At 73.9% G+C, this 20,414-nt stretch carries 17 protein-coding genes; 12 read left to right on the top strand and 5 right to left on the bottom strand.

Annotated features, from left to right (window positions below; genetic code table 11):
• The first annotated feature begins 27 nt into the window (after positions 1–27).
• From cydD to AB0H82_RS28390, 3 genes are all read left to right on the top strand, one after another.
• On the top strand, positions 28–2,076 hold the full coding sequence (gene cydD, locus AB0H82_RS28400) for a thiol reductant ABC exporter subunit CydD (protein ID WP_362997606.1): 2,049 nt from the start codon (positions 28–30) through the stop codon (positions 2,074–2,076).
• Complete coding sequence (gene cydC, locus AB0H82_RS28395; RefSeq protein WP_362997604.1) at positions 2,073–3,848, top strand: thiol reductant ABC exporter subunit CydC; 1,776 nt, start codon at positions 2,073–2,075, stop codon at positions 3,846–3,848. The genes cydD and cydC overlap by 4 nt, the downstream gene beginning before the upstream one ends.
• Before the next feature lie 92 nt (positions 3,849–3,940).
• The gene (locus tag AB0H82_RS28390) at positions 3,941–4,939 is read left to right on the top strand and encodes a TIGR03842 family LLM class F420-dependent oxidoreductase (protein ID WP_362997602.1); all 999 of its coding nucleotides are present in this window, start codon (positions 3,941–3,943) and stop codon (positions 4,937–4,939) included.
• Positions 4,940–4,976: 37 nt separating this feature from the next.
• Here the strand turns inward: AB0H82_RS28390 and AB0H82_RS28385 are convergent, their stop codons facing one another.
• Complete coding sequence (locus AB0H82_RS28385) at positions 4,977–6,041, bottom strand: biotin/lipoate A/B protein ligase family protein (protein ID WP_362997600.1); 1,065 nt, start codon at positions 6,039–6,041, stop codon at positions 4,977–4,979.
• 211 nt (positions 6,042–6,252) lie between these two features.
• Between AB0H82_RS28385 and AB0H82_RS28380 the strand changes: the two genes are divergently transcribed.
• Complete coding sequence (locus tag AB0H82_RS28380; RefSeq protein WP_362997598.1) at positions 6,253–7,626, top strand: deoxyribodipyrimidine photo-lyase; 1,374 nt, start codon at positions 6,253–6,255, stop codon at positions 7,624–7,626.
• Between the two features lie 22 nt (positions 7,627–7,648).
• Here AB0H82_RS28380 and AB0H82_RS28375 read toward each other — a convergent pair whose 3' ends face one another.
• The gene (locus AB0H82_RS28375; protein WP_362997596.1) at positions 7,649–8,323 is read right to left on the bottom strand and encodes an SDR family NAD(P)-dependent oxidoreductase; all 675 of its coding nucleotides are present in this window, start codon (positions 8,321–8,323) and stop codon (positions 7,649–7,651) included.
• 44 nt (positions 8,324–8,367) lie between these two features.
• Positions 8,368–9,024, bottom strand: a complete 657-nt coding sequence (locus tag AB0H82_RS28370) for a sigma-70 family RNA polymerase sigma factor (RefSeq protein WP_362997594.1) — start codon at positions 9,022–9,024, stop codon at positions 8,368–8,370.
• A 99-nt stretch (positions 9,025–9,123) separates the two neighbouring features.
• On the opposite strand from AB0H82_RS28370, the gene AB0H82_RS28365 reads away from it, so the two are divergent.
• Both AB0H82_RS28365 and AB0H82_RS28360 read left to right on the top strand, forming a co-directional pair.
• Positions 9,124–10,128, top strand: a complete 1,005-nt coding sequence (locus tag AB0H82_RS28365) for a MerR family transcriptional regulator (RefSeq protein ID WP_362997592.1) — start codon at positions 9,124–9,126, stop codon at positions 10,126–10,128.
• Between the two features lie 34 nt (positions 10,129–10,162).
• Entirely contained in the window at positions 10,163–12,043 is a 1,881-nt protein-coding gene (locus AB0H82_RS28360) for a gamma-glutamyltransferase (RefSeq protein ID WP_362997590.1), read from the top strand.
• A 234-nt stretch (positions 12,044–12,277) separates the two neighbouring features.
• Here the strand turns inward: AB0H82_RS28360 and AB0H82_RS28355 are convergent, their stop codons facing one another.
• Positions 12,278–13,312, bottom strand: coding sequence for a hypothetical protein (locus tag AB0H82_RS28355; RefSeq protein ID WP_362997588.1), 1,035 nt, complete (start codon positions 13,310–13,312; stop codon positions 12,278–12,280).
• Positions 13,313–13,490: 178 nt separating this feature from the next.
• On the opposite strand from AB0H82_RS28355, the gene AB0H82_RS28350 reads away from it, so the two are divergent.
• The 5 genes from AB0H82_RS28350 to AB0H82_RS28330 all read left to right on the top strand — a co-directional run bounded on the left by AB0H82_RS28350 (position 13,491) and on the right by AB0H82_RS28330 (position 18,475).
• Positions 13,491–14,318: an inositol monophosphatase family protein gene (locus tag AB0H82_RS28350; protein WP_362997586.1), complete on the top strand. Its 828-nt coding sequence runs from the start codon at positions 13,491–13,493 to the stop codon at positions 14,316–14,318.
• Positions 14,319–14,410: 92 nt separating this feature from the next.
• Positions 14,411–15,823 (top strand): NAD(P)/FAD-dependent oxidoreductase, encoded by a 1,413-nt coding sequence (locus tag AB0H82_RS28345; RefSeq protein WP_362997628.1) that lies wholly within the window; start codon positions 14,411–14,413, stop codon positions 15,821–15,823.
• Complete coding sequence (locus tag AB0H82_RS28340; protein WP_362997584.1) at positions 15,820–16,353, top strand: O-acetyl-ADP-ribose deacetylase; 534 nt, start codon at positions 15,820–15,822, stop codon at positions 16,351–16,353. Before AB0H82_RS28345 ends, AB0H82_RS28340 begins: the two co-directional genes overlap by 4 nt.
• A gap of 79 nt (positions 16,354–16,432) precedes the next feature.
• A complete protein-coding gene (locus AB0H82_RS28335; RefSeq protein WP_362997582.1) occupies positions 16,433–17,914 on the top strand; it encodes an AlkA N-terminal domain-containing protein in 1,482 nt (493 codons plus the stop codon).
• 57 nt (positions 17,915–17,971) lie between these two features.
• Positions 17,972–18,475, top strand: a complete 504-nt coding sequence (locus tag AB0H82_RS28330; RefSeq protein ID WP_362997580.1) for a methylated-DNA--[protein]-cysteine S-methyltransferase — start codon at positions 17,972–17,974, stop codon at positions 18,473–18,475.
• Positions 18,476–18,504: 29 nt separating this feature from the next.
• Here AB0H82_RS28330 and AB0H82_RS28325 read toward each other — a convergent pair whose 3' ends face one another.
• Complete coding sequence (locus AB0H82_RS28325; RefSeq protein WP_362997578.1) at positions 18,505–19,014, bottom strand: NUDIX hydrolase; 510 nt, start codon at positions 19,012–19,014, stop codon at positions 18,505–18,507.
• A 215-nt stretch (positions 19,015–19,229) separates the two neighbouring features.
• Here AB0H82_RS28325 and AB0H82_RS28320 point away from each other — a divergent pair, with 215 nt between their 5' ends.
• Positions 19,230–20,390, top strand: coding sequence for a glycerate kinase (locus tag AB0H82_RS28320; protein WP_362997576.1), 1,161 nt, complete (start codon positions 19,230–19,232; stop codon positions 20,388–20,390).
• Positions 20,391–20,414: the final 24 nt, after the last annotated feature.

The following is a 20,414-nucleotide window of genomic DNA, read 5'->3' as shown; positions in this document are numbered from 1 at the left end:
CGGAAAGCGACGAGAGGGACCCCCACGATGAAGCCCGTCGAACGCCGCCTGACGCGGGAAATACCGGCACTGCGGCGCCACATGACGTACTCCTCGGTGCTGGCCCTGGCGGGCGCCGGGCTCATCGTCACCCAGGCCGTCCTGCTGGCGACGGCGCTCGCGGACGGCTTCGCCGGACACGGGCTCCGCACCGGCACACTGGCCGCGCTGGGCGCCGTCATGGCGCTGCGCGCACTCCTCACCTGGCTCCGCGGCGTCCTCGCCCAGCGCGCCGCCGCCGACGCCAAGCGCACCCTGCGGGACCGCATCACCGGACGGCTGCAGCGGACAGGACCGCTGCGGCTGACCGCCCGCCGCCACGGCGAGACGGCCACGCTGCTCACCCGCGGCCTCGACGCCCTCGACCCGTACATCGTCGGCTACCTGCCCACGATGGCGGCCACCGCGGTCGTCCCCCTCACGGTCGTCGGCTGGGTGTGGTGGACCGACTGGACCTCCGCGCTGATCATCGTCATCACCCTGCCGCTGATCCCCGTGTTCGGCGCGCTGGTCGGCATGCACACCGCCCAGCGCACCGCCCGCCAATGGCGGTTGCTGTCCCGCCTCGGCGGCCACTTCCTGGACGTGGTGGCCGGCCTGCCGACCCTCCGCGCCTTCGGCCGCGAGCGGCACCAGACCAAAGTCGTGCACGAGATGGCGGACGCCCACCGGCGCGCCACCATGCGGACCCTCCGCGTCGCGTTCCTCTCCTCCCTCGTCCTGGAAACCGTCGCCACCCTCTCCGTGGCGCTCGTCGCCGTCCCCGTCGGACTGCGGCTGCTCCACGGCGACGTCGGCCTGCACACCGCCCTGGTCGTCCTGTTCCTCGCCCCCGAGGCGTACCTGCCGCTGCGCGCCATGGGCGCCGCCTTCCACGACAGCGCCGAGGGCATCGCCGTCGCCGAACGCGTCTTCACCGTCCTCGACGAAGAGGACACCTCCCCGGCGCCCGCCGACCGCGTTCCCGCCCCCGACGCCCGCACCGCCCCTCTCACCCTCGACGACGTCACCGTCCACCACCCGGGCCGCACCGAACCCGCCCTCCGCAACGTCTCCCTGACCATCGCCCCCGGCGAGCACATCGCCCTCATCGGCCCGAGCGGCGCCGGCAAGTCCACGCTGCTCTCGCTGCTCCTCGGCTTCGTCACCCCCGCGTCGGGGCGGGTCGAGGCCGGCGGTGTCGACCTCGCCCGCCTCGACATCGACGACTGGTGCACCCAGGTGGCGTGGGTGCCGCAGCGCCCCCACCTCGTCGCCGGGACCGTCGCCGAGAACATCCGCCTCGGACGACCCGACGCGAGCGACGCCGAGGTGCGGGAGGCGGCCCGCGCCGCGTCCGCCGACCTCTTCGTCGACGAACTGCCCCAGGGGTACGGCACGGTGCTCGGCGAGCACGGCGCCGGGCTCTCCGCCGGTCAGCGCCAGCGCATCGCACTGGCCCGCGCCTTCCTCAAGGACGCCCCCGTCCTGCTCCTCGACGAGCCGACCGCCCACCTCGACCCCGAGAGCGAGGCCGCCGTCACCCGCGCCACGGTCGCCCTCATGCGCGGCCGCACATCGATCGTCGTGGCCCACCGCACCAGCCTGCTCCCACACGCGGACCGCATCATCACGGTACGAGCGGGCGGCATCTCCCTCCCCGGGGCGGCGCCCGCGTCCGGGCTGGCGCCCGCGCCTGGGGCGCCCGAGACCGGAGCGGTACCCGCGTCCGGGCCGGCGCCCGCGGCCGGATCGAACCCCGTGCGTGTGCAGACGTCTGCGTGCGAAGGAGTGCCCGAGTCCGAGTTGCCGCCGGCGCCCGAGCCGCTGCCCGCGTCCGGTGCGGCACACACGCCCGGGGCGCCCGAGGCCGGAGCGGTACCCGGGTCCGGGTCGGCGCCCGCGGCCGGGCCGGCCCCCGTGCACGTAGAGACGCCCGCGCGCGAAGTAGCGCCCGAGTCCGGATTGCCGCCGGCGCCCGCGCCCGAGCCGCTACCCGCGCCTGAACCAATCCCCGCCCACGAACTCCCCTCGTCGGAAAGCCTGGTGGCCTCATGACCGTCTACGCCGAGGCCGTTGCCCCGAGCGCCGACGCCCCCGGGCGGCCCGTCCGCAAGACCCGTCCCACCGTTCGGCTCCTGCGCCACCTCCTGCCGTACTGGCGCAGGCTGCTGCCCGCCGCGCTCGCCGCGGCCGGCAGTGAACTCGCCGCCGCCGCGCTGATGGCGACCGCCGCCTGGCTCATCACCCGTGCGGCCGAGCAGCCGCCGCTCGCCGCGGTGAGCGTCGCGATCGTCGCCGTGCGGGCGCTGGCCCTGGGGCGTGGCGCGCTGCGCTACATCGACCGGCTCCTCGGCCACGACGGTGTGCTGCGGGCCGTCGCGGGGTTCCGCGCCCGGGTGTACGAGGCGCTGGTGCCGCTCGCGCCCGCGGGCACCCCCGCCTTCCGGAGCGGGGACCTGCTGACCCGTCTCGTCGACGACGTGGACGCCGCCCAGGACCTGCTGCTGCGCGTCATGATCCCGGTCACGGCGGCCTGCGTGGTCGCCGCGAGCGCCACCGGCCTGACCATGGTGCTGCTGCCGGAGGCGGGCCTGCTGCTCGGGCTGCTGCTGGCCGTGGCGGGACTGCTCGTGCCCGCCCTCGTGCTCGTCCTGTCCCACCGCGCGGGCCGGGACGAGAAGGCGGCGCGCGCCGAACTCGCCGCCGTCACCGTCGACCTGACCCAGGGCGCCGCGGACCTCGCCGCGTACGGTGCCCGCGGCCGCACCCACGACCGGGCCCGCCGCGTCACGGCCCGGATCGCAGGGCTTGAGCGCCACAAGGCCCTGACCACCTCGCTCGCCCAGGCCGTGGTGCTGGTGCTGCAGGGCGCGGCGACGGTCGGCGTCACCTGGCTCGCGCTGCGCGCCCACGCGGCGGGCGACCTGCCCGCCGTACAGCTCACCGTCCTCGCGGTCCTCGCGCTCGTCTCCTTCGAGGCCCTCGCACCGCTGCCCGCCGCCGCCCGCCGCTTCGCCGAGGTCCGGGCCTCCGCGCAGCGCCTCGCCGACCTGTTCGACACGCCGGCGCCCGTCGCCGACCCCACAGCCCCGGACCCGCTGCCCACCGACGAACCGCTCGACGTGACCATCGACGGCCTGCGGGTCCGCCACATCCAGGACGGCCCCCCGGCCCTGGACGGGGCGAGCCTGCGGCTGCCGGCCGGTCACCGGGTGGTGCTCCTCGGTGCCAGCGGGTCCGGTAAGTCGACGCTGATCGCCGCGCTCATGCGGTTCGTACCGTACGAGGCCGGCAGCGTCCGCGTCGGCGGACGCGAACTGAGCCACTGCTCGGGCGCCGACGCCCGCCGCGCGATCACCGGCATGACGCAGGACGCACACGTCTTCCACGCCACGATCCGCGCCAACCTGCTCCTCGCCGCACCCGACGCCACCGACGCCGACCTGCGCGAGGCGGCCTGCAGGGCACGCATCCTGGAGTGGATCGAGTCCCTGCCCGACGGCTGGGAGACCGTGCTCGGCGGGGACGGCGCCACCGTCTCGGGCGGCCAGCGCCAACGCCTCCTCCTCGCCCGCGCGCTGCTCGCCGACCCGCCCGTCCTCGTCCTGGACGAACCCACCGAGGGCCTCGACCCGGACACCGCCGCCGAGGTGCTCGCCGACATCCTCGACGCCACCCGGGGCCGCACCACGCTCCTCGTCACGCACGAGCGCGCGGGCCTCGCCGCGGCCGACGGGATCGTGACCCTGGACCGGGGCCGGATCCGCCCCGCCACCCCCGAGGACCTCGACTCCACGGCGGACGGCCCGGTCGCCGTCGCGCTCTGAGTCCCTCTTGCCAAGCTCCGGCGGGAAGCCGAGGATTGTCCCTCCTCGGACGACCTCCGAGGGGCGCGCGACCCGAGTGAGGAGCGAAGGCCATGGACTTTGGGCTCGTACTGCAGACCGACCCGCCCGCCTCGGAGGTCGTCGGACTCATGAGGCGCGCGGAGCGCAACGGCTTCCACTACGGCTGGACGTTCGACTCGTCGGTCCTGTGGCAGGAGCCGTTCGTCATCTACAGCCGCATCCTCGAACACACCACGCGACTGACCGTCGGCCCCATGGTCACCAACCCGGGCACCAGGACCTGGGAGGTCACCGCCTCCACCTTCGCCACGCTCAACGACATGTACGGCAACCGCACCGTGTGCGGCATCGGGCGCGGCGACTCCGCGATGCGCGTCGCAGGGCGCAAGCCCAACACCCTCGCCCGCCTCGCCGAGGCGATCGACGTCATCCGTGACCTCGCCGAGGGCCGAGAGGCGGACATCGGCGGCCAGCGGCTGCGGCTGCCGTGGGTGCGGGACGGGAAGCTGCCGGTGTGGATGGCGGCGTACGGCCCGAAGGCGCTCGCGCTCGCCGGACAGAAGGCCGACGGGTTCATCCTGCAGCTCGCCGACCCCTATCTGACGCAGTGGATGGTCAAGGCCGTGCGGGACGCGGCCGCCGACGCCGGGCGCGACCCGGCGGACGTCAAGATCTGCGTGGCCGCGCCCGCGTACGTGGGAGACGACCTCGCACACGCCCGCGAGCAGTGCAGGTGGTTCGGCGGAATGGTCGGCAACCACGTCGCCGACCTGGTCACCCGGTACGGCGAGCACTCCTCGATGGTGCCCGAGGCCCTCACCGCGTACATCAAGGCCCGCAAGGGCTACGACTACAGCCACCACGGGCGCGCCGGGAACCCCGACACCGCCTTCGTGCCCGACGAGATCGTCGACCGGTTCTGCCTGCTGGGGCCCGTCGAAGCACACCTCGAACGGCTCGGCGAGCTCCGGGAGCTGGGTGTCGACCAGTTCGCGGTGTACGCGATGCACGACGCCCGGGAGGACGTCATCGACGCGTACGGCGCCTCGGTCATCCCGGCACTCTCCTGAAGCCCACCCGGCCATGACCTGATCCGCCGTACAGGCCCTAGGGCACGCGGGCCGTCCACTCGGCGGTCGTGAACTTGGTCCGCACGAGGTCCTGGGCGCGCGCCATCTCCTCGTCGGTGACCTTCCCCTCGGCGAGGCCGTAGCGGCCGCGGAACGAGTCGACCATGCGCTCGATGACCGCCTCGCGGGGCAGGCCGGTCTGGCGGCGCAGCGGGTCGACCCGCTTCTTGGCGCTCCGCGTGCCCTTGTCGGACAGCTTCTCCTTGCCGATGCGGAGCACGTCGAGCATCTTGTCCGCGTCGATGTCGTACGACATCGTCACGTGGTGCAGCACCGCGCCCGGGCCGCCGCCGGGCGCCACCATGCGCTTCTGCGCGGCACCCGCGATCTTCCCCGCGTCCGTCGCGATGTCGTTCAGCGGCTGGTACCACGCCTTGATGCCCATGTCGGCGAGCGCGCCGAGCACCCAGTCGTCGAGGTAGGCGTAGCTGTCCTGGAAGGAGAGCCCCTGCACGAGGGCGTCCGGGACGGAGAGCGAGTACGTGATGGTGTTGCCGGGCTCCACGAACATCGCCCCGCCGCCGGAGATCCGGCGCACCACGTCGATGCCGTGCCGGGCCGCGCCCTCCGCGTCGACCTCGTTGGCCAGCGACTGGAAACTGCCGATGATCACCGAGGGTGAGGCCCACTCCCACACGCGCAGCGTCGGCGGCCGCCGCCCCGCCGCGACCTCCTGCGTCAGCACCTCGTCGAGGGCCATGTGCAGCGCGGGCGGCTGCGGCGCCTCGTGGATCAGCTGCCAGTCGTAGTCGGTCCAGTCCGTCGCGTGCGCGAGGGCGCGGCGGACGGCGATCCCGACACCCTCGGACGTCAGGCCGTACATGACCGTGCCCTCGGGGAGCGCGGCGTCGACCCGGGCGGCGAGACCCTGGGCGTCCGTGTCGGCGGGGGCGCCGTCCAGCGCGCCGTTGATCGCGTCGAGCGCCTCGTCGGGCTCCAGGAAGAAGTCCCCGGCCACGCGCGTGTTCCGCAGCTCACCGCCCTCGACGTCCAGATCCACCACGACGAGCTTGCCGCCGGGGACCTTGTACTCACCGTGCACCGTGCCGCCTCCACGTTCTGTTCCGAATCATCCCCCAACGCTATCCGAGCGCGGGAATGTCCCGTTGTGTGCGCCGTGCGGGGGACCGCGCCCCGGACGGCGCATCCCCGCGCGGCGGACCGGCCGAAGCAGGGGAGGAAGGAACCGGCAGCGAGTGAGACCTGTCGGTTCGCAGGCAACGGACCGGCCCACCCCCCCTGGAGTACGCACCATGCACATCTCGGTCGTCCTGTTCACCTCCGACCTGCGGGTGCACGACCACCCGCCGCTGCGTGCCGCCCGCACGGGCGCGGACGCCGTGGTGCCGCTCTTCGTCCGCGACCGGGCCATCGCGGACCTCGGGCTCGCGGGCCCGAACCGGGAGGCGTTCCTCGCCGACTGCCTCGCCGACCTCGACCGGCGGCTGCGGGAGCGCGGCGGCAGGCTCGTGGTGCGCGAGGGCGACCTCGTCGAACAGGTGCGGTCCGTCGTCGAGGCGGCGGACGCCGACGAGGTCCACATGGCGGCCGGCGTCAGCCGGTACGCGCACGCCCGCGAGCAGCGGCTCCGCGAGGCGCTGGAGCGCGACGGCCGACGCCTGTACGTCCACGACGCCGTGGTCACCGCGGTTGCCCCCGGCGCGGTGACCCCCGCGGGCTCCGACCACTTCGCCGTCTTCACCCCGTACTTCCGCCGCTGGTCGGCGCAGGGCGTGCGCGCCGTACTGCCCGCCCCGCGCACCGTGCCCGTCCCGGACCACATCCGCTCCGTCCCGTTCCCCGACCGCGACGACATGGACGGCCTCTCGCCGGGGCTCGCCCGCGGCGGCGAGAGCGTCGGCCGCGCGCTCTGGAAGGCGTGGCTGCGCGACGGCATCGACCGGTACCTGGAGACCCACGACGACCTCGCGGCCGACGACACCTCGAAGCTCTCGCCGCACCTGCACTTCGGCACGCTGTCCGCCGCCGAACTCGTCCGCGCGGCCCGCGACCGGGCGACCGCGGGCGCCGACGGGTTCGTCCGGCAACTGTGCTGGCGCGACTTCCACCACCAGGTGCTCGCCGCCAGACCGGCCGCGGCCACCGCCGACTACCGCACCCGCGGCGACCGCTGGCGTTCCGAGGAGTCGGCGCGGGAGGACGTCCGGGCATGGCAGGAGGGGCGCACGGGCTATCCGATCGTCGATGCCGCCATGCGCCAGCTGCGCCACGAGGGGTGGATGCACAACCGCGGCAGGCTGCTCACCGCGAGCTTCCTGACCAAGACGCTCTACGTCGACTGGCGGGTGGGCGCCCGGTACTTCCAGCGGCTCCTCGTCGACGGCGACACCGCCAACAACCAGCTCAACTGGCAGTGGACGGCCGGGACCGGCACGGACAGCCGCCCCAACCGGGTGCTCAACCCCGTGCTCCAGGCGAAACGTTACGACCCGGACGGCACCTACGTACGCCGTTGGGTGCCCGAGCTCGGCCCGCTGCGGGGCGCGGCGGTCCACGAGCCCTGGAAGCTGCCGGACCGCGAGCGGGAACGCTACGACTATCCCGAGCCGCTCGTCGAACTGGCCGACGGGCTCAGCCGGTTCAAGCAGGCGAGGGGCATCGCCTGACCGGTCCGCTGCCCGCAGGCTCTCAGGTCGTGGCGATCCTCTCCACGAGGGAGCGCACCGCCTCCAGCGGGTCGGCCCCGGGCGGAGGCGCGGGCGGCTCGCCGACGACGGGCCGTTCGGTGAAGCCGGTGTCCAGGTGCGGGGAGCGGATGTCGTGGACCGCGACGGACCGCGGCGCGAGCTCCTCCGCGAGCACGCGGAGCCAGCTGCCCAACGCGGCCTTGGAGGCGGTGTAGTCGGCGGTGCCCGCGAGGTGGCAGGCGGCCGTACGCGACCGGGGCTCCGTCGCCCCGCCGGTGGCCGCCAGCAGGAACCCCTTGTCCGCCACCACGCGGGCCGCGCCCCGCAGCACGGCCATGGGGCACAGCGCGTTCACCGTCAGGAGATGCCCGGCCACGTCGTTCGACACGTCCTCGACGGCGCCGAACCCCGTGGCCCCGACCGTCACGAGCACCCCGTCGAGCCCCAGGAGCATCCGCTCCGCCCACGGGCCGAGGGCGGAACACTGGTCCAGGTCCGACGCCTCGAAGCACCGGGCCGGGACCCCGCCGAGGTCCCGCGCGAGCGCGGTGAGCCGCACCGGATTGCGCCCCGCGACAGCGACTTGAGCGCCGAGCTCGGTCAGGGCCCGGGCGGCGAGACCACCGAGGACGCCGGTGGCCCCGACCACCAGAACACGGGCACCCGAGATTTCCATGTCTGCCTCCCAACGCCTGCATGTGATGCCGGATGTACGGGACTTCACGCCGGGCGGGCCGGACGGATGCAGGGCGCGGCGGGCACGGAGGGAACGGCGGGCAGGGCCGGCGCTGCGGTTCCCAGGCCGTTCCGCAGGGCCCGCAGCCCGCGCCGCGTGTGGCTCTTGACGGTGCCGAGCGGCAGGCCGGTCCGCTCCGAGATCTGGCTCTGCGTCAGGTCCGCGTAGAACGCCAGGTGCAGCACCAACTGCTGTGCCGGGGGCAGGTTCGCGAGTTCGTGCTGGACGACGATCCGGTCCAGGATCTGCTCGGGGCAAGGGCCCGCGGCGACGGGGACCGCGTCCTGCCGGGCGCCCACGGCCGCCACAAGCCCGGCACGCCGGGCCCTGGCGGTGAGCGCGTCGGCGACCTTGTGGCGCGTGATGCCCACCAGCCAGCCGCCCAGGCCGCCCGCGCCCGGACGGTACCCGCGCCGGCCGCGCCAGGCGGCGAGGAACACCTGCTGCGTCACGTCCTCGGCGTCCGCGCCGTCGCCCAGCGCGCGCCCGGCGAGCCGGTGGACGAGCCGGCCCCAACGGCGGTAGGCGGCCGCGAGACAGAGTTCGTCACCGGCGGCGAAGCCCGCCGCCAGCTGATCGTCCCCGAGCAGGTCCTCGGGGTGCCGGATGCCGTCGTGGGTCCCGGAGTCGACCGTCACCATGATGCGTACTCCTCGTGCGGGGGCCGGAGTTGACCCCACACTGGTGACAGTCCGCGAGAGACGACAACTCGCAGCGATTGTGCGTCGTATCGTCGCGGGATGGGAGCTACCCGGCGACCGGGCCACGCCCGGCAGAACGACAAGGACCCAGCGCTGACCACCGGGACCGTCGCCCGCAGACTGGGCGTCGCACCGACCACGCTGCGCTCGTGGGAACGGCGGTACGGAATCGGGCCCGCCGACCGCGAACAGGGCCGCCACCGCCGCTGGACCGCCGCCGACGTGGGGCGGGTGGAGGAGATGTGCAGGCTGACCGCGCTCGGCGTGCCGCCCGCGGAGGCGGCGCGCGTCGCGCTGCGGCAGGCCGAGGCCGAGGCCGCGGTCCCGGCCCAGCGCTCCGCGCGGCACGGCGGCGTCCGCGGCACCCTCTCCCTGCCCCTCGGCAACGTCCGTCAGGAGTGCCGCGGCCTCGCCAGGGCCGCGGTGCGGCTCGACGCCCCCGCCGTCGAGTCCCAACTGCGGACCACACTCGGCGAGTACGGCTTCACCACGGGGTGGGAGGAGGTCATGGCACCGGCCCTGCACGCCGTCGGACGCAAGTGGGCGTCGTCGGGCGAGCGGTATGTGGAGGTCGAGCACCTGCTCTCGTGGCACGTCTCGTCCGCCCTGCGCCGCACTCCGGGGGCGGGAGCGGGCCAGGACGCGGGTGCGTCGAGGGCTGCCCCGCCGGTGGTGCTGACCTGTGTCCCGGGGGAGCAGCACACCCTTCCGCTGGAGGCCCTCACCGCGGTGCTCGGCGAACGGGGCCTGCCCACACGGATGTTCGGCGCCGCCCTCCCCGCGGAGGCGCTGTACGAGGCGGTGCGGCGCATCGGCCCTTCGGCCGTCGTGCTCTGGGCGCACTCGCGGAACACCGCCGACCGCGCGCTGGTCCACCTCGTCGCCGACGCCGAGTGGGGCGTACGAGGCGCCAGGGCCCACCCCGCCGTGCTCATCGCGGGGCCCGGCTGGTCACCGACGGCGGGGGCGTACGCGCCGGGCGTCGAGCGCCTGACCGGGCTGCGGACGGCCGCGGACCGGATCGAGTCCCTCCTGGCGGCCTGACGGGGCGGGGACGCGGAGGGTTAGCCTGCGGATCATGTTCACGACGCGCCCCACTCTGCAGGGCACCTTCGGCATGGTGTCGTCCACCCACTGGCTCGCCTCCCAGTCCGCGATGGCCGTACTGGAGGACGGCGGCAACGCCTTCGACGCCGCGGTCGCCGCCGGGTTCGTGCTGCACGTCGTCGAACCGCACCTGAACGGTCCCGCGGGCGAGGTCCCGATCATCCTCGCGCCCGCGGGGGGCGAGGTGCGCGTGCTCTGCGGGCAGGGCTGCGCGCCCGCGGGCGCCACCGTGGCCCACTACCGTTCCCTCGGGCTCGACCTGGTGCCCGGCACCGGACCGCTCGCCGCGGCCGTGCCCGGCGCCTTCGACGCGTGGATGCTGCTCCTGCGGGACCACGGCACGAAGTCGCTCGCGGACGTCCTCAAGTACGCCATCGGGTACGCGGAGGACGGGCACGCGCCCGTGGAGCGGGTCGGCGAGACCGTCGAGACGGTACGGGAACTCTTCGAACGCGAGTGGCCCTCGTCGGCCGAGGTCTACCTCCCCGGCGGCACGCCCCCGCGCCCCGGCGAGCTGTTCCGCAACCCCGCGCTCGCGGCGACGTGGCGGCGGCTGCTGGCGGAGGCGGAGGCGGAGGCGGCGTCGGGTGCGACCGGTGCGGCCGACGGCACACGTGTGGCGCAGATCGAGGCGGCGCGGGAAGTGTGGCGCGGTGGGTTCATCGCCGAGGCGCTTGTACGGCAGGCCGGGCGGCCCACCATGGACACGAGTGGCGAGCGGCATGTGGGGACGCTCTCGGCGGAGGATCTGCGGAGGTGGTCCGCCTCCTACGAGGACCCCGTCACGTACGAGTGGAACGGCTGGACCCTGTGCAAGGCCGGTGGCTGGAGCCAAGGGCCCGCGTTCCTGCAGCAGTTCGCGCTGCTGCCCCGGAACATCGACGAACTTCCGGCGTACGGGTCCGCCGAATACGTCCATCTCCTCGTCGAGGGCTGCAAGTTGGCCATGGCTGATCGGGAGGCCTGGTACGGGGACGCGGAGGGTGTGGGTGCGGGTGCGGGTGCGGGTGTGGGTGTGGGCGTGCCTGTGCGGGAGTTGCTTTCCGACGAGTACAGCGCGTCGCGGCGGCGGCTCGTCGGGGACAAGGCGTCGTACCGGTTGCGGCCCGGGGCGCCGGGCGGGCGCGAGCCGCGGCTCTCCGCGCACGCGTACGCGGTGGCGTCGGGGGAGACGGCGGACCGGGAGGCGTGGGGTGGCACGGCGGCGGCCGGGGCGGGGGAGCCGACGGTGGCCGGGGACGGGGGGACGCGCGGCGACACCTGCCATGTCGACATCGTGGACCGCTGGGGCAACATGCTGTCCGCCACGCCCAGCGGGGGATGGCTGCAGTCCAACCCTGTCGTGCCCGAGCTGGGCTTTCCGCTGGGGACGCGGTTGCAGATGGCGTGGCTGGAGGAGGGGCTGCCCAACTCCCTCACACCGGGGAGGCGCCCTCGGACGACCCTCTCGCCGTCGCTGGCGCTGAAGGGCGGAGTACCGGTCCTCGCCTTCGGCACGCCGGGCGGCGATCAGCAGGACCAGTGGCAGGTGCACTTCTTCCTGGGGGTGGTGCTGCGGGAGGCCGTGCGGGGCGGACTGGATCTGCAGGGCGCGATCGACGCGCCCAACTGGCACACGGAGTCGTTCCCCGGGTCCTTCCATCCGCGGGGCATGCGGCCCGGGAGCCTCACGGTGGAGTCACGCATGGCTGCGGACGTGGTGGAGGAACTGCGGCGGAGGGGGCATGACGTGACGGTGGGGGGTGCGTGGTCGGAGGGGCGGCTGTGTGCGGTGGGGCGGGATGCGGAGAGTGGGGTGTTGTACGGGGCGGCCAATGCGCGGGGGATGCAGGGGTATGCCGTGGGGCGTTAGGCGCTGGGTGGGTCCGCTGCTCGGTGTGGGGCGCGCCTGGGGTCCGCCGGGGGGCGTCTCGGGTGCGTTGTGGGGCGGGGCCGCGGGGGTATGTGCGTACTCGCTATCCCTGCGTCGCGCCTCAAGTCCAAAGGCGCCAGGGTGTGCTCGGTGCTCCGTTCGCACATACCCCCACGTCCCCTCCGGCGCGCTTGCGGCTGCGGACCGGCCGTGCTCCTGGTGCGCGCGGTCGCTCTATGAGCGGGTGGCGGTTGCGCAGTTGGGGTTCTTGGTTGTTGCGTTGTCGGTGGTGTTTATCGGCTTGCTGCGGTCGTACGGGTCGATTCGGTGGGACTCGTCGGCCGCTTGCTTGTCGGCCGTGTCGAAGGGCGGCTCGAAGTAGCCGGTCGGGGCCGAGCAGCCGCCGTTGGTCATGTCCAGGGTGTACGAGACGAGGGACATCGTGCCGGGCTCGGTGATGACCTTGGCCGGGTCGTCCCAGCTCATCACCACCTCGCGCCGCACGATCGTGCGGATGACCTCGGAGTCGTCGTCCGCCGGCGTGACCGGGTACACGAAGGTGACGTCCGCCGTCACCACGAGGGCGCCCCGCTTCCCTTCCCGGTAGGTGAGGTGGCCGCGTGTCTTCACGACGTCACCGACCAGGCGGGCCTGCTCGGGGCGGAAGCGGCTGAACAGGAGGAGGGGGTCGGTCTTGGGCGTGGGGGACTTCGATGTCAGGGCGGTGCGGAGGAACTGTTGGAGGTCCTTTTGGTGGGGGTTCAGCAGTGCGGTTGCCTTTTTGGGGGGCTCGCCGCGGAGTACGCGGGGGTTGAGCCCCGCGTCGACCAGGAAGTCCCGGCTTCGCTGAAGTGCTCGTTCCACCTGTGCGGCGTCCATCCAGCCGGTCGCCTTGGCCCGCGGCACCCGGATACCGGCCGCTCCGTCGGCCCAGTGGGCGGCGGGCGAGCCCCGGAAGGGGGCGGTGCGGGTGGGGGTGTCCGGTCCGGCGGTGGGTGTTGGTTTGGCGGAGCTGTCGTCGTCGAACCAGCCGAGGATCTGGTGGGGGAAGAGTCCGGCGATCAGCAGGGCCACGGCCGCGAGCATTCCGGTGATGTACCGGCCTGTTCTGCGGCGGGGGCGGGGTGGTGAATAGGTACGCCAGCCCTGCGGCTGTGCGGAGCGCAGTCGGTGCTCCACTTCACGGGCGCGTGCCGACGGCTCCACCGGAGCTCCGGTGTCGCCCGCCATCGATTCACGGAGGAACCGCTCCCATTCCTCGTCGGACATGGAGGATCCGTCCTGCCCCCCGGCTCCGCTCACGCCGCACTCCCCATCTCGCGTGACCTCTGATTCGCACGCATGATCGCATGAGTCGGTGGGGTGCGGCGCCGGGGGTTCACGGGGGGTTAAGAGTGCGTTTGCCGGGGGCGTACGGGATGTCAGTGAGACGTGCTCTCATGGGGACATGATCGAAGAGTTTTTGGCGCACGGGGTGCGCGACGTGGAAGAGGCCCTCCGCAAGGCCGCCGCAGCGGAGGTCACCCCCCGTTTCCGGCAGCTCGCCGCAGGTGACGTCGTGGAGAAGAGCGGTCCGCACGACATGGTGACCGTCGCCGACCGCCGTGCGGAGGAGCAGCTGACCGTCGACCTCGCCGCCCTGCTTCCCGGCTCGGTCGTCGTGGGCGAGGAAGCGGTGCACGCCGACCCTTCTTCGTACGAGGCGATACGCGGGGACGCGCCCGTGTGGATCGTCGACCCGGTCGACGGGACGCGGCAGTTCGTCAACGGGGACCCGGGGTTCTGCATGCTCGTCGCCCTCGCGGTGCGCGGTGAGGTGTATGCCTCCTGGACGTATGCGCCCATGCTCGATCAGTTCGCCGTGGCCATTCGCGGTCAGGGCGCCTGGCTGAACGGGCAGCGGCTGGCGGCCGGCTCGCCCGAGGCGGGAGCGGACGTGCAGGTGGCCACCTCCCACCCGGACTACACCACGGAGGAGCAGAAGCGGGCCCTGCTGGGGCTGGGGGTCGACGGCGTGAAGCCGCGGCCGTGCGGCTCGGCCGGCCTTGAGTATCTCGCCATAGCCAAGGGGGAGCTGGACGCCATCGCGTTCTCATGGGAGCTGGACTGGGACCACGCCGCGGGACTGCTGCTCGTCTCCGAGGCGGGCGGCGCCGACCTGACGCTGACGGGAGAGCCGTTCCGGCTCGGCGGGGGCAATGCCCTGCCGTTCACCGCCGCCCGCGACGCCGCCACGGCCCGCCGCGTCGCCGGCCTCCTCGCAGGCGCCGCCTGACCTGGGAGGGGCCCGGAGGGTGGGGCGGGTGCCCCGTCCTATCCTGGGCGGCACAGGCCATCGGCTGACAAAGGAGTCCGAAGGTGCCGTCGATGCTTGACGCCGTCATCGTGGGAGCGGGACCGAACGGGCTGACCGCTGCCGTCGAGCTGGCCCGCCGCGGCTTCTCCGTCGCCGTCTTCGAGGCGAAGAGCACGGTGGGGGGCGGTGCGCGCACGCAGGAGCTGACGCTGCCCGGGTTCCGGCACGACCCCTGCTCCGCCGCCCATCCGCTGGGCGTCAACTCCCCGGCGTTCCGCGCCATGCCCCTCGACCGGTACGGACTTGAGTGGCTCCAGCCTCCGCTGCCCATGGCGCACCCCTTCCCGGACGGCACGGCCGCCGTCCTGTCCCGTTCCGTCGCCGAGACCGCCGCGTCCTTCGGGCCGCGCGACGCGGGGGCGTACCGAAGGCTGGTGGAGCCCTTCCTGCCGCACTGGGACGTGCTGCTGCGGGACTTCATGTCCCTGCCGATGACCTCGCTGCCGCGGGACCCGGTGACCCTCGCCCGGTTCGGCCTCGCGGGGCTGCCGCCGTCGACGTGGCTGATGCGCCGCTTCCGCGACGACCGGGCGCGCGCCCTGTTCGCGGGCCTCGTCGCACACGTCATCGCGCCGCTCGACGGCATCGTCACCGGCGGTGTCGGCATGGTCTTCGCGCTGGCCGCGCACGCCCGCGGCTGGCCCGTCGCCCGTGGCGGCTCGCAGTCCATCTCCGACGCCCTCACCGCGTATCTGACAGACCTCGGCGGCTCCGTCCACACGGACTACGAGGTCAAGCGGCTCGACGACCTGCCGCCCGCCCGCGCCTACGTCTTCGACACCTCGCCGACCGCGCTCGCCAGGATCGCCGGACTCGGCCGCGCCTATGAGGGGTACCGGTACGGGGCGAGCGTCTTCAAGATCGACTACGCGCTCGACGGCCCTGTCCCCTGGACCGCCGAGGAGCCGCGGACCGCCGGAACCGTGCAGATCGGCCCGGGCAGCAAGGACATCAGCGCCGCCCTGCACGCCGCATCGCGGACGCGGCAGGCGCCGGAAGCCCCCTTCCTGATCACCGTGCAGCCCAGCGTCGTCGACCCCTCCCGGTCCCCGGAGGGCAAACACGTCTTCTGGGCGTACGGCCACGTCCCGAACGGCTGGGACGGCGACCTCACCGACGCGATCGAGCGCCAACTGGAGCGCTTCGCCCCCGGCTTCCGCGACCGCGTCCTCGCCCGCGCCACGGCAGGCCCACGCGAACTCGCCGCGCACAACGCCAACTACGTGGGCGGCGACATCGCCTGCGGCGCCGCGAGCGGACTGCAGCTGCTGCTCCGGCCCAAGCCCTCCCTCTTCCCGTACGCCACCCGGCACCCCGCCGTCTTCCTCTGCTCGTCCGCGACACCGCCAGGCCCCGGCGTGCACGGCATGTCCGGGCACAACGCCGCGAAGGCCGTGTGGAAGAGACTCAGGAGACAGCAGTGACCGTCCGCATCACCCTCGTCCAGGGCGACATCACCCAGCAGAGCGCCGACGCCGTCGTGAACGCCGCCAACTCCTCCCTGCTCGGCGGCGGAGGCGTGGACGGCGCCATCCACCGGCGCGGCGGGCCCGACATCCTCGCCGACTGCCGACGCCTGCGCGCCTCGCATCTTGGTAAGGGGCTGCCCACCGGCCGCGCCGTCGCCACCACCGCCGGACGGCTCGACGCCCGGCATGTGATCCACACCGTCGGCCCGGTCTGGTCCGCCACCGAGGACCGCTCCGAGCTGCTCGCCTCCTGCCACCGCGAGTCGTTGCGGGTCGCCGCCGAGCTGGGCGCGCGTACGGTCGCCTTCCCCGCGATCTCCACCGGCGTCTACCGCTGGCCGCTCGACGACGCGGCCCGCACCGCGGTCCGGACGGTCCGGGAGGCCGCCGATCCCGCGCTCTTCGACGAGGTGCGGTTCGTGCTCTTCGACCGGGCCGCTCACGACGCGTTCGCGGCGGCACTCGCGGAGGCGGAGCAGGGGTAAACGGCGGCGTCCCTGGCAGCGCGACGTCGATGTCGGATTCTCGCCAGCCACACGGGGCGGGACCCGCGATCCTTGATGCATGCACACCGACACAGAGCGCTGTGTACGCGCCGTTCAGTCGAAGGACGCCCGCTTCGACGGCTGGTTCTTCACAGCAGTCGTCACCACCCGGATCTACTGCCGCCCCAGCTGCCCCGTCGTACCGCCCAAGGCCGAGAACATGACGTTCTACCCGAGCGCCGCCGCCTGCCAGCAGGCCGGCTTCCGGGCCTGCAAGCGGTGCCGCCCGGACAGCAGCCCGGGTTCTCCCGAGTGGAACCAGCGGGCCGACCTCGTGGCCCGCGCCATGCGCCTCATCGGTGACGGCGTCGTCGACCGCGACGGCGTCCCCGGCCTCGCGGCCCGCCTCGGCTACAGCACCCGGCAGGTCGAACGGCAACTGCTCGCCGAGCTCGGCGCCGGACCGCTCGCGCTCGCCCGCGCCCAGCGCGCGCAGACCGCCCGGCTCCTCATCGAGACCACCGAACTGCCCATGGCCGAGATCGCCTTCGCCGCCGGCTTCTCCTCGATCCGCACCTTCAACGACACGGTCCGCGAGGTCTTCGCGCTGGCCCCCGGCGAGCTCCGCGCCCGCGCGCCCAAGCGGACCGGTGCCGCACCGACCGGGGCGCCGGGCGGGGTCCTCTCCCTGCGGCTGCCGTTCCGCGCCCCCCTCAACCCCGACAACCTCTTCGGACACCTCGTCGCCACCGCCGTACCCGGCGTCGAGGAGTGGCGGGACGGGGCGTACCGCAGAACCCTGAACCTCCCCTACGGACACGGCGTCGTCGCCCTCACCCCGCACCCCGAGCACATCGGCTGCCGGCTGACCCTCACCGACCTGCGCGACCTGACCATCGCCATCAGCCGCTGCCGCCGCATGCTCGACCTGGACGCCGACCCGGCCGCCGTCGACGGCCGGCTGCGGACCGACCCGCTGCTCGCGCCGCTCGTCGACAAGGCCCCGGGACGGCGCGTGCCGCGCACCGTCGACGAGGCCGAGTTCGCCGTGCGCGCCGTCCTCGGCCAGCAGGTCTCCACGGCCGCCGCCCGCACCCACGCCGCCCGCCTCGTCACCGCGCACGGCCGTCCGGTCGACGACCCCGAGGGCGGCCTCACCCACCTCTTCCCCGCCCCGGACGACCTCGCCGCGCTGGACCCCGACTCCCTCGCCCTGCCCCGCAGCCGCCGCTCCACCCTGACCACGCTGGTACGCCACCTCGCCGACGGCAGCATCGGCCTCGGCGTGGAGAGCGACTGGGACGAGGCCCGCGCCCGGCTCACCGGGCTCCCCGGCTTCGGCCCCTGGACGGTCGAGGTCATCGCGATGCGGGCGCTCGGCGACCCCGACGCCTTCCTCCCCTCCGACCTCGGCATCCGCCGCGCGGCGCGGGAGCTCGGCCTGCCGCACACCCCCGCCGCGCTCACCGCGCGCGCCACCGCCTGGCGGCCCTGGCGGGCCTACGCCGTCCAGTACCTGTGGGCCACCGACGACCACCCGATCAACTCGATCCCGGCGTAAGGGACTTCACGTATGAAACACATGAAAAGCCCGGAAAGCTCGGAAAGCACGGAGCGCATGGAACGTCAGCACACCCTCGTCGACAGTCCCTACGGGCCGCTCACCCTCGTCGCCACCGGCGGCGTGCTCAGCGGCCTCTACATGACCGAGCAGCGCCACCGCCCGCCCGAGGAGACCTTCGGCGACCGGGACCCGGCACCGTTCGGTGCGGTGATCAGCCAACTGGAGGCCTACTTCGCCGGGGAGCTGACGGAGTTCGACGTGCCGCTGCGGCTCGACGGCACGCCGTTCCAGCGCACGGTGTGGCGCGCGCTCCAGCAGATCCCCTACGGCGAGACCCGTACGTACGGCGAACTCGCCGAAGCCCTCGGCAGGCCCAACGCCTCACGCGCGGTCGGCCTCGCCAACGGCAAGAACCCGATCGGCGTCATCGTGCCCTGTCACCGCGTCATCGGCGCCAACGGCAGCCTGACGGGGTACGGCGGCGGGCTCGACCGCAAGCAGCGGCTGCTGGCCTTCGAGGGCGGGTCGGCGCGGACCACCGAGGACGCCCTGTTCTGAAGGGCCCGCACGCCCGCGGGTGCCGGGAGTCAGCCGGCCCGGTGCCCGTCCTCCAGCTCCGCCGGGCCGTTGCCCCGCGCCAGCACGTCGAGCGCGGCGGCGACCCGGCGCCCGAGCTCGCCCGGCAGATGCTCCGCGAGGTCGCCGGGCGCGACCAGCCGCCAGGAGAGCAACTCCTCCTCCTGCAGCCGGATCGACTTCAGCTGCTCCGTGCCGAGCACGCCACCGTCGTACAGATACGCGACCACCGGCGGCCGCGACCGCAGGGGGCCCGGCGGCACCCAGTCGACCGCGAGCAGCGGCCCGAGCTCCACATCGAGCCCTATCTCCTCAAGGGTCTCCCGGCGCGCCCCCTGCCGCGGCGTCTCCCCGTCGTCCGACTCGACGGTGCCGCCCGGCAGCGCCCAGCCCTCGCGGTAGTTGGGCTCGACGAGCAGGACCCGGCCCTCGGCGTCCCGGAAGAGCGCGGCGGCCCCGACGAGGACGCGGGGGAGTCCGGCGATGTACGTGGCGTAGTCATGCACGTTCTGAGAAGTCACGGAGAAAAGGGTAGCCAGCCCGGGCCGATCGATGGCTGATCGATCATTTCCCTCCTCGGGCGCACCGCTATGAGGGGAAATCAGGGGATTTTCCGCCGTGGTGGGCCGTCTCGCGTCCCGGTCGGCCATGGGCAGCGGGCCCCGTCTGCGGTTATGGTCGCAGCGGCGCGACTGCCTTGACGCGAGCAAGGCCCGGAAAGCAAGGGGAATGCAAGGTGGCGGACGCTGCAGGAACGACGGGACACGAGCAGCGTGTCCTCATCGCCGCGGACAAGTTCAAGGGTTCGCTCACGGCCGTGCAGGTCGCCGAGCGGGTGACGGCCGGGCTCCACCGCGTCGCCCCCGGCACGGAGATCGAGGCGCTGCCCGTCGCCGACGGCGGCGACGGCACGGTCGCCGCGGCCGTCGCGGGCGGCTTCGAGCGCCGCGAGGTGCGCGTCACGGGACCGCTCGGCAACGCGGTGACGGCGGAGTACGCCCTGAAGGACGGCACCGCCGTGGTGGAGATGGCCGAGGCCTCGGGCCTCCAACTGCTCCCCGAGGGCGTCTTCGCGCCGCTCACGGCCACCACGTACGGCTCCGGGGAGCTGATCCGCGCCGCGCTCGACGCGGGGGCGCACACCATCGTCTTCGGCGTCGGCGGCAGCGCCACGACCGACGGCGGCGCGGGCATGCTGGCCGCGCTCGGCGCGCGCCTCCTGGACGCGGGGGGCGAGCCCGTCGCGCCGGGCGGCGGCCCGCTGAAGGACCTGGCCACCGCGGACCTGACGGGCCTCGACCCGCGGCTCAAGGACGTCGAGATCGTGCTCGCCAGCGATGTGGACAACCCGCTGACCGGACCGAAGGGCGCACCCGCGGTGTACGGGCCGCAGAAGGGCGCCTGCCCGGCGGACGTCGCCGCGCTGGACGCCGCGCTCGCCCACTTCGCCGCGGTCCTGGAGAAGTCCATCGGCCCCAAGGCCGCCGAGTACGCCAAGGCGCCGGGCGCCGGCGCCGCGGGCGGTATCGGGTACGGCGCGCTGGTCGGGCTCGGGGCGGGCTTCCGGCCCGGCATCGAGGTCATGCTCGACGTGCTCGGCTTCGCGCCCGCCCTGGAGCGCGCCACACTCGTCATCACCGGCGAGGGCTCCCTCGACGAGCAGACCCTGCACGGCAAGGCCCCCGCAGGGGTGGCCGCCGCCGCGCGGGCCGCGGGCGTCGAGGTCGTCGCGGTCTGCGGCCGCCTCGCGCTCGCCCCTGAGGTGCTCGGCAAGGCGGGCATCCGCCGCGCGTATGCCCTGACCGACGTCGAGCCCGACGTGGCGCGGTGCATCGCCGAAGCGGGGCCGATCCTGGAGACGCTCGCGGAGCGGCTGGGACGGGACTACTTGGCGTAGGGCCTGGGCGGATTTCCGGTTCCG

Origin of the sequence: Streptomyces sp. NPDC050732, assembly GCF_040654255.1 — a bacterium.
Taxonomy (GTDB): domain Bacteria; phylum Actinomycetota; class Actinomycetes; order Streptomycetales; family Streptomycetaceae; genus Streptomyces.
The sequence above is the reverse complement of the archived record's forward strand: the minus strand, read 5'-3'. Positions and strand labels throughout refer to the sequence as shown.

What these genes read in the sequence shown, in the direction of transcription:
- cydD (WP_362997606.1), top strand. Translation starts at nt 28, where the DNA reads ATGAAGCCCGTCGAACGCCGCCTGACGCGGGAAATACCGGCACTGCGG.
- cydC (WP_362997604.1), top strand. Translation starts at nt 2,073, where the DNA reads ATGACCGTCTACGCCGAGGCCGTTGCCCCGAGCGCCGACGCCCCCGGG.
- AB0H82_RS28390 (WP_362997602.1), top strand. Translation starts at nt 3,941, where the DNA reads ATGGACTTTGGGCTCGTACTGCAGACCGACCCGCCCGCCTCGGAGGTC.
- AB0H82_RS28380 (WP_362997598.1), top strand. Translation starts at nt 6,253, where the DNA reads ATGCACATCTCGGTCGTCCTGTTCACCTCCGACCTGCGGGTGCACGAC.
- AB0H82_RS28375 (WP_362997596.1), bottom strand. Translation starts at nt 8,323, where the DNA reads ATGGAAATCTCGGGTGCCCGTGTTCTGGTGGTCGGGGCCACCGGCGTC.
- AB0H82_RS28370 (WP_362997594.1), bottom strand. Translation starts at nt 9,024, where the DNA reads ATGGTGACGGTCGACTCCGGGACCCACGACGGCATCCGGCACCCCGAG.
- AB0H82_RS28365 (WP_362997592.1), top strand. Translation starts at nt 9,124, where the DNA reads ATGGGAGCTACCCGGCGACCGGGCCACGCCCGGCAGAACGACAAGGAC.
- AB0H82_RS28360 (WP_362997590.1), top strand. Translation starts at nt 10,163, where the DNA reads ATGTTCACGACGCGCCCCACTCTGCAGGGCACCTTCGGCATGGTGTCG.
- AB0H82_RS28355 (WP_362997588.1), bottom strand. Translation starts at nt 13,312, where the DNA reads ATGTCCGACGAGGAATGGGAGCGGTTCCTCCGTGAATCGATGGCGGGC.
- AB0H82_RS28350 (WP_362997586.1), top strand. Translation starts at nt 13,491, where the DNA reads ATGATCGAAGAGTTTTTGGCGCACGGGGTGCGCGACGTGGAAGAGGCC.
- AB0H82_RS28345 (WP_362997628.1), top strand. Translation starts at nt 14,411, where the DNA reads ATGCTTGACGCCGTCATCGTGGGAGCGGGACCGAACGGGCTGACCGCT.
- AB0H82_RS28335 (WP_362997582.1), top strand. Translation starts at nt 16,433, where the DNA reads ATGCACACCGACACAGAGCGCTGTGTACGCGCCGTTCAGTCGAAGGAC.
- AB0H82_RS28330 (WP_362997580.1), top strand. Translation starts at nt 17,972, where the DNA reads ATGGAACGTCAGCACACCCTCGTCGACAGTCCCTACGGGCCGCTCACC.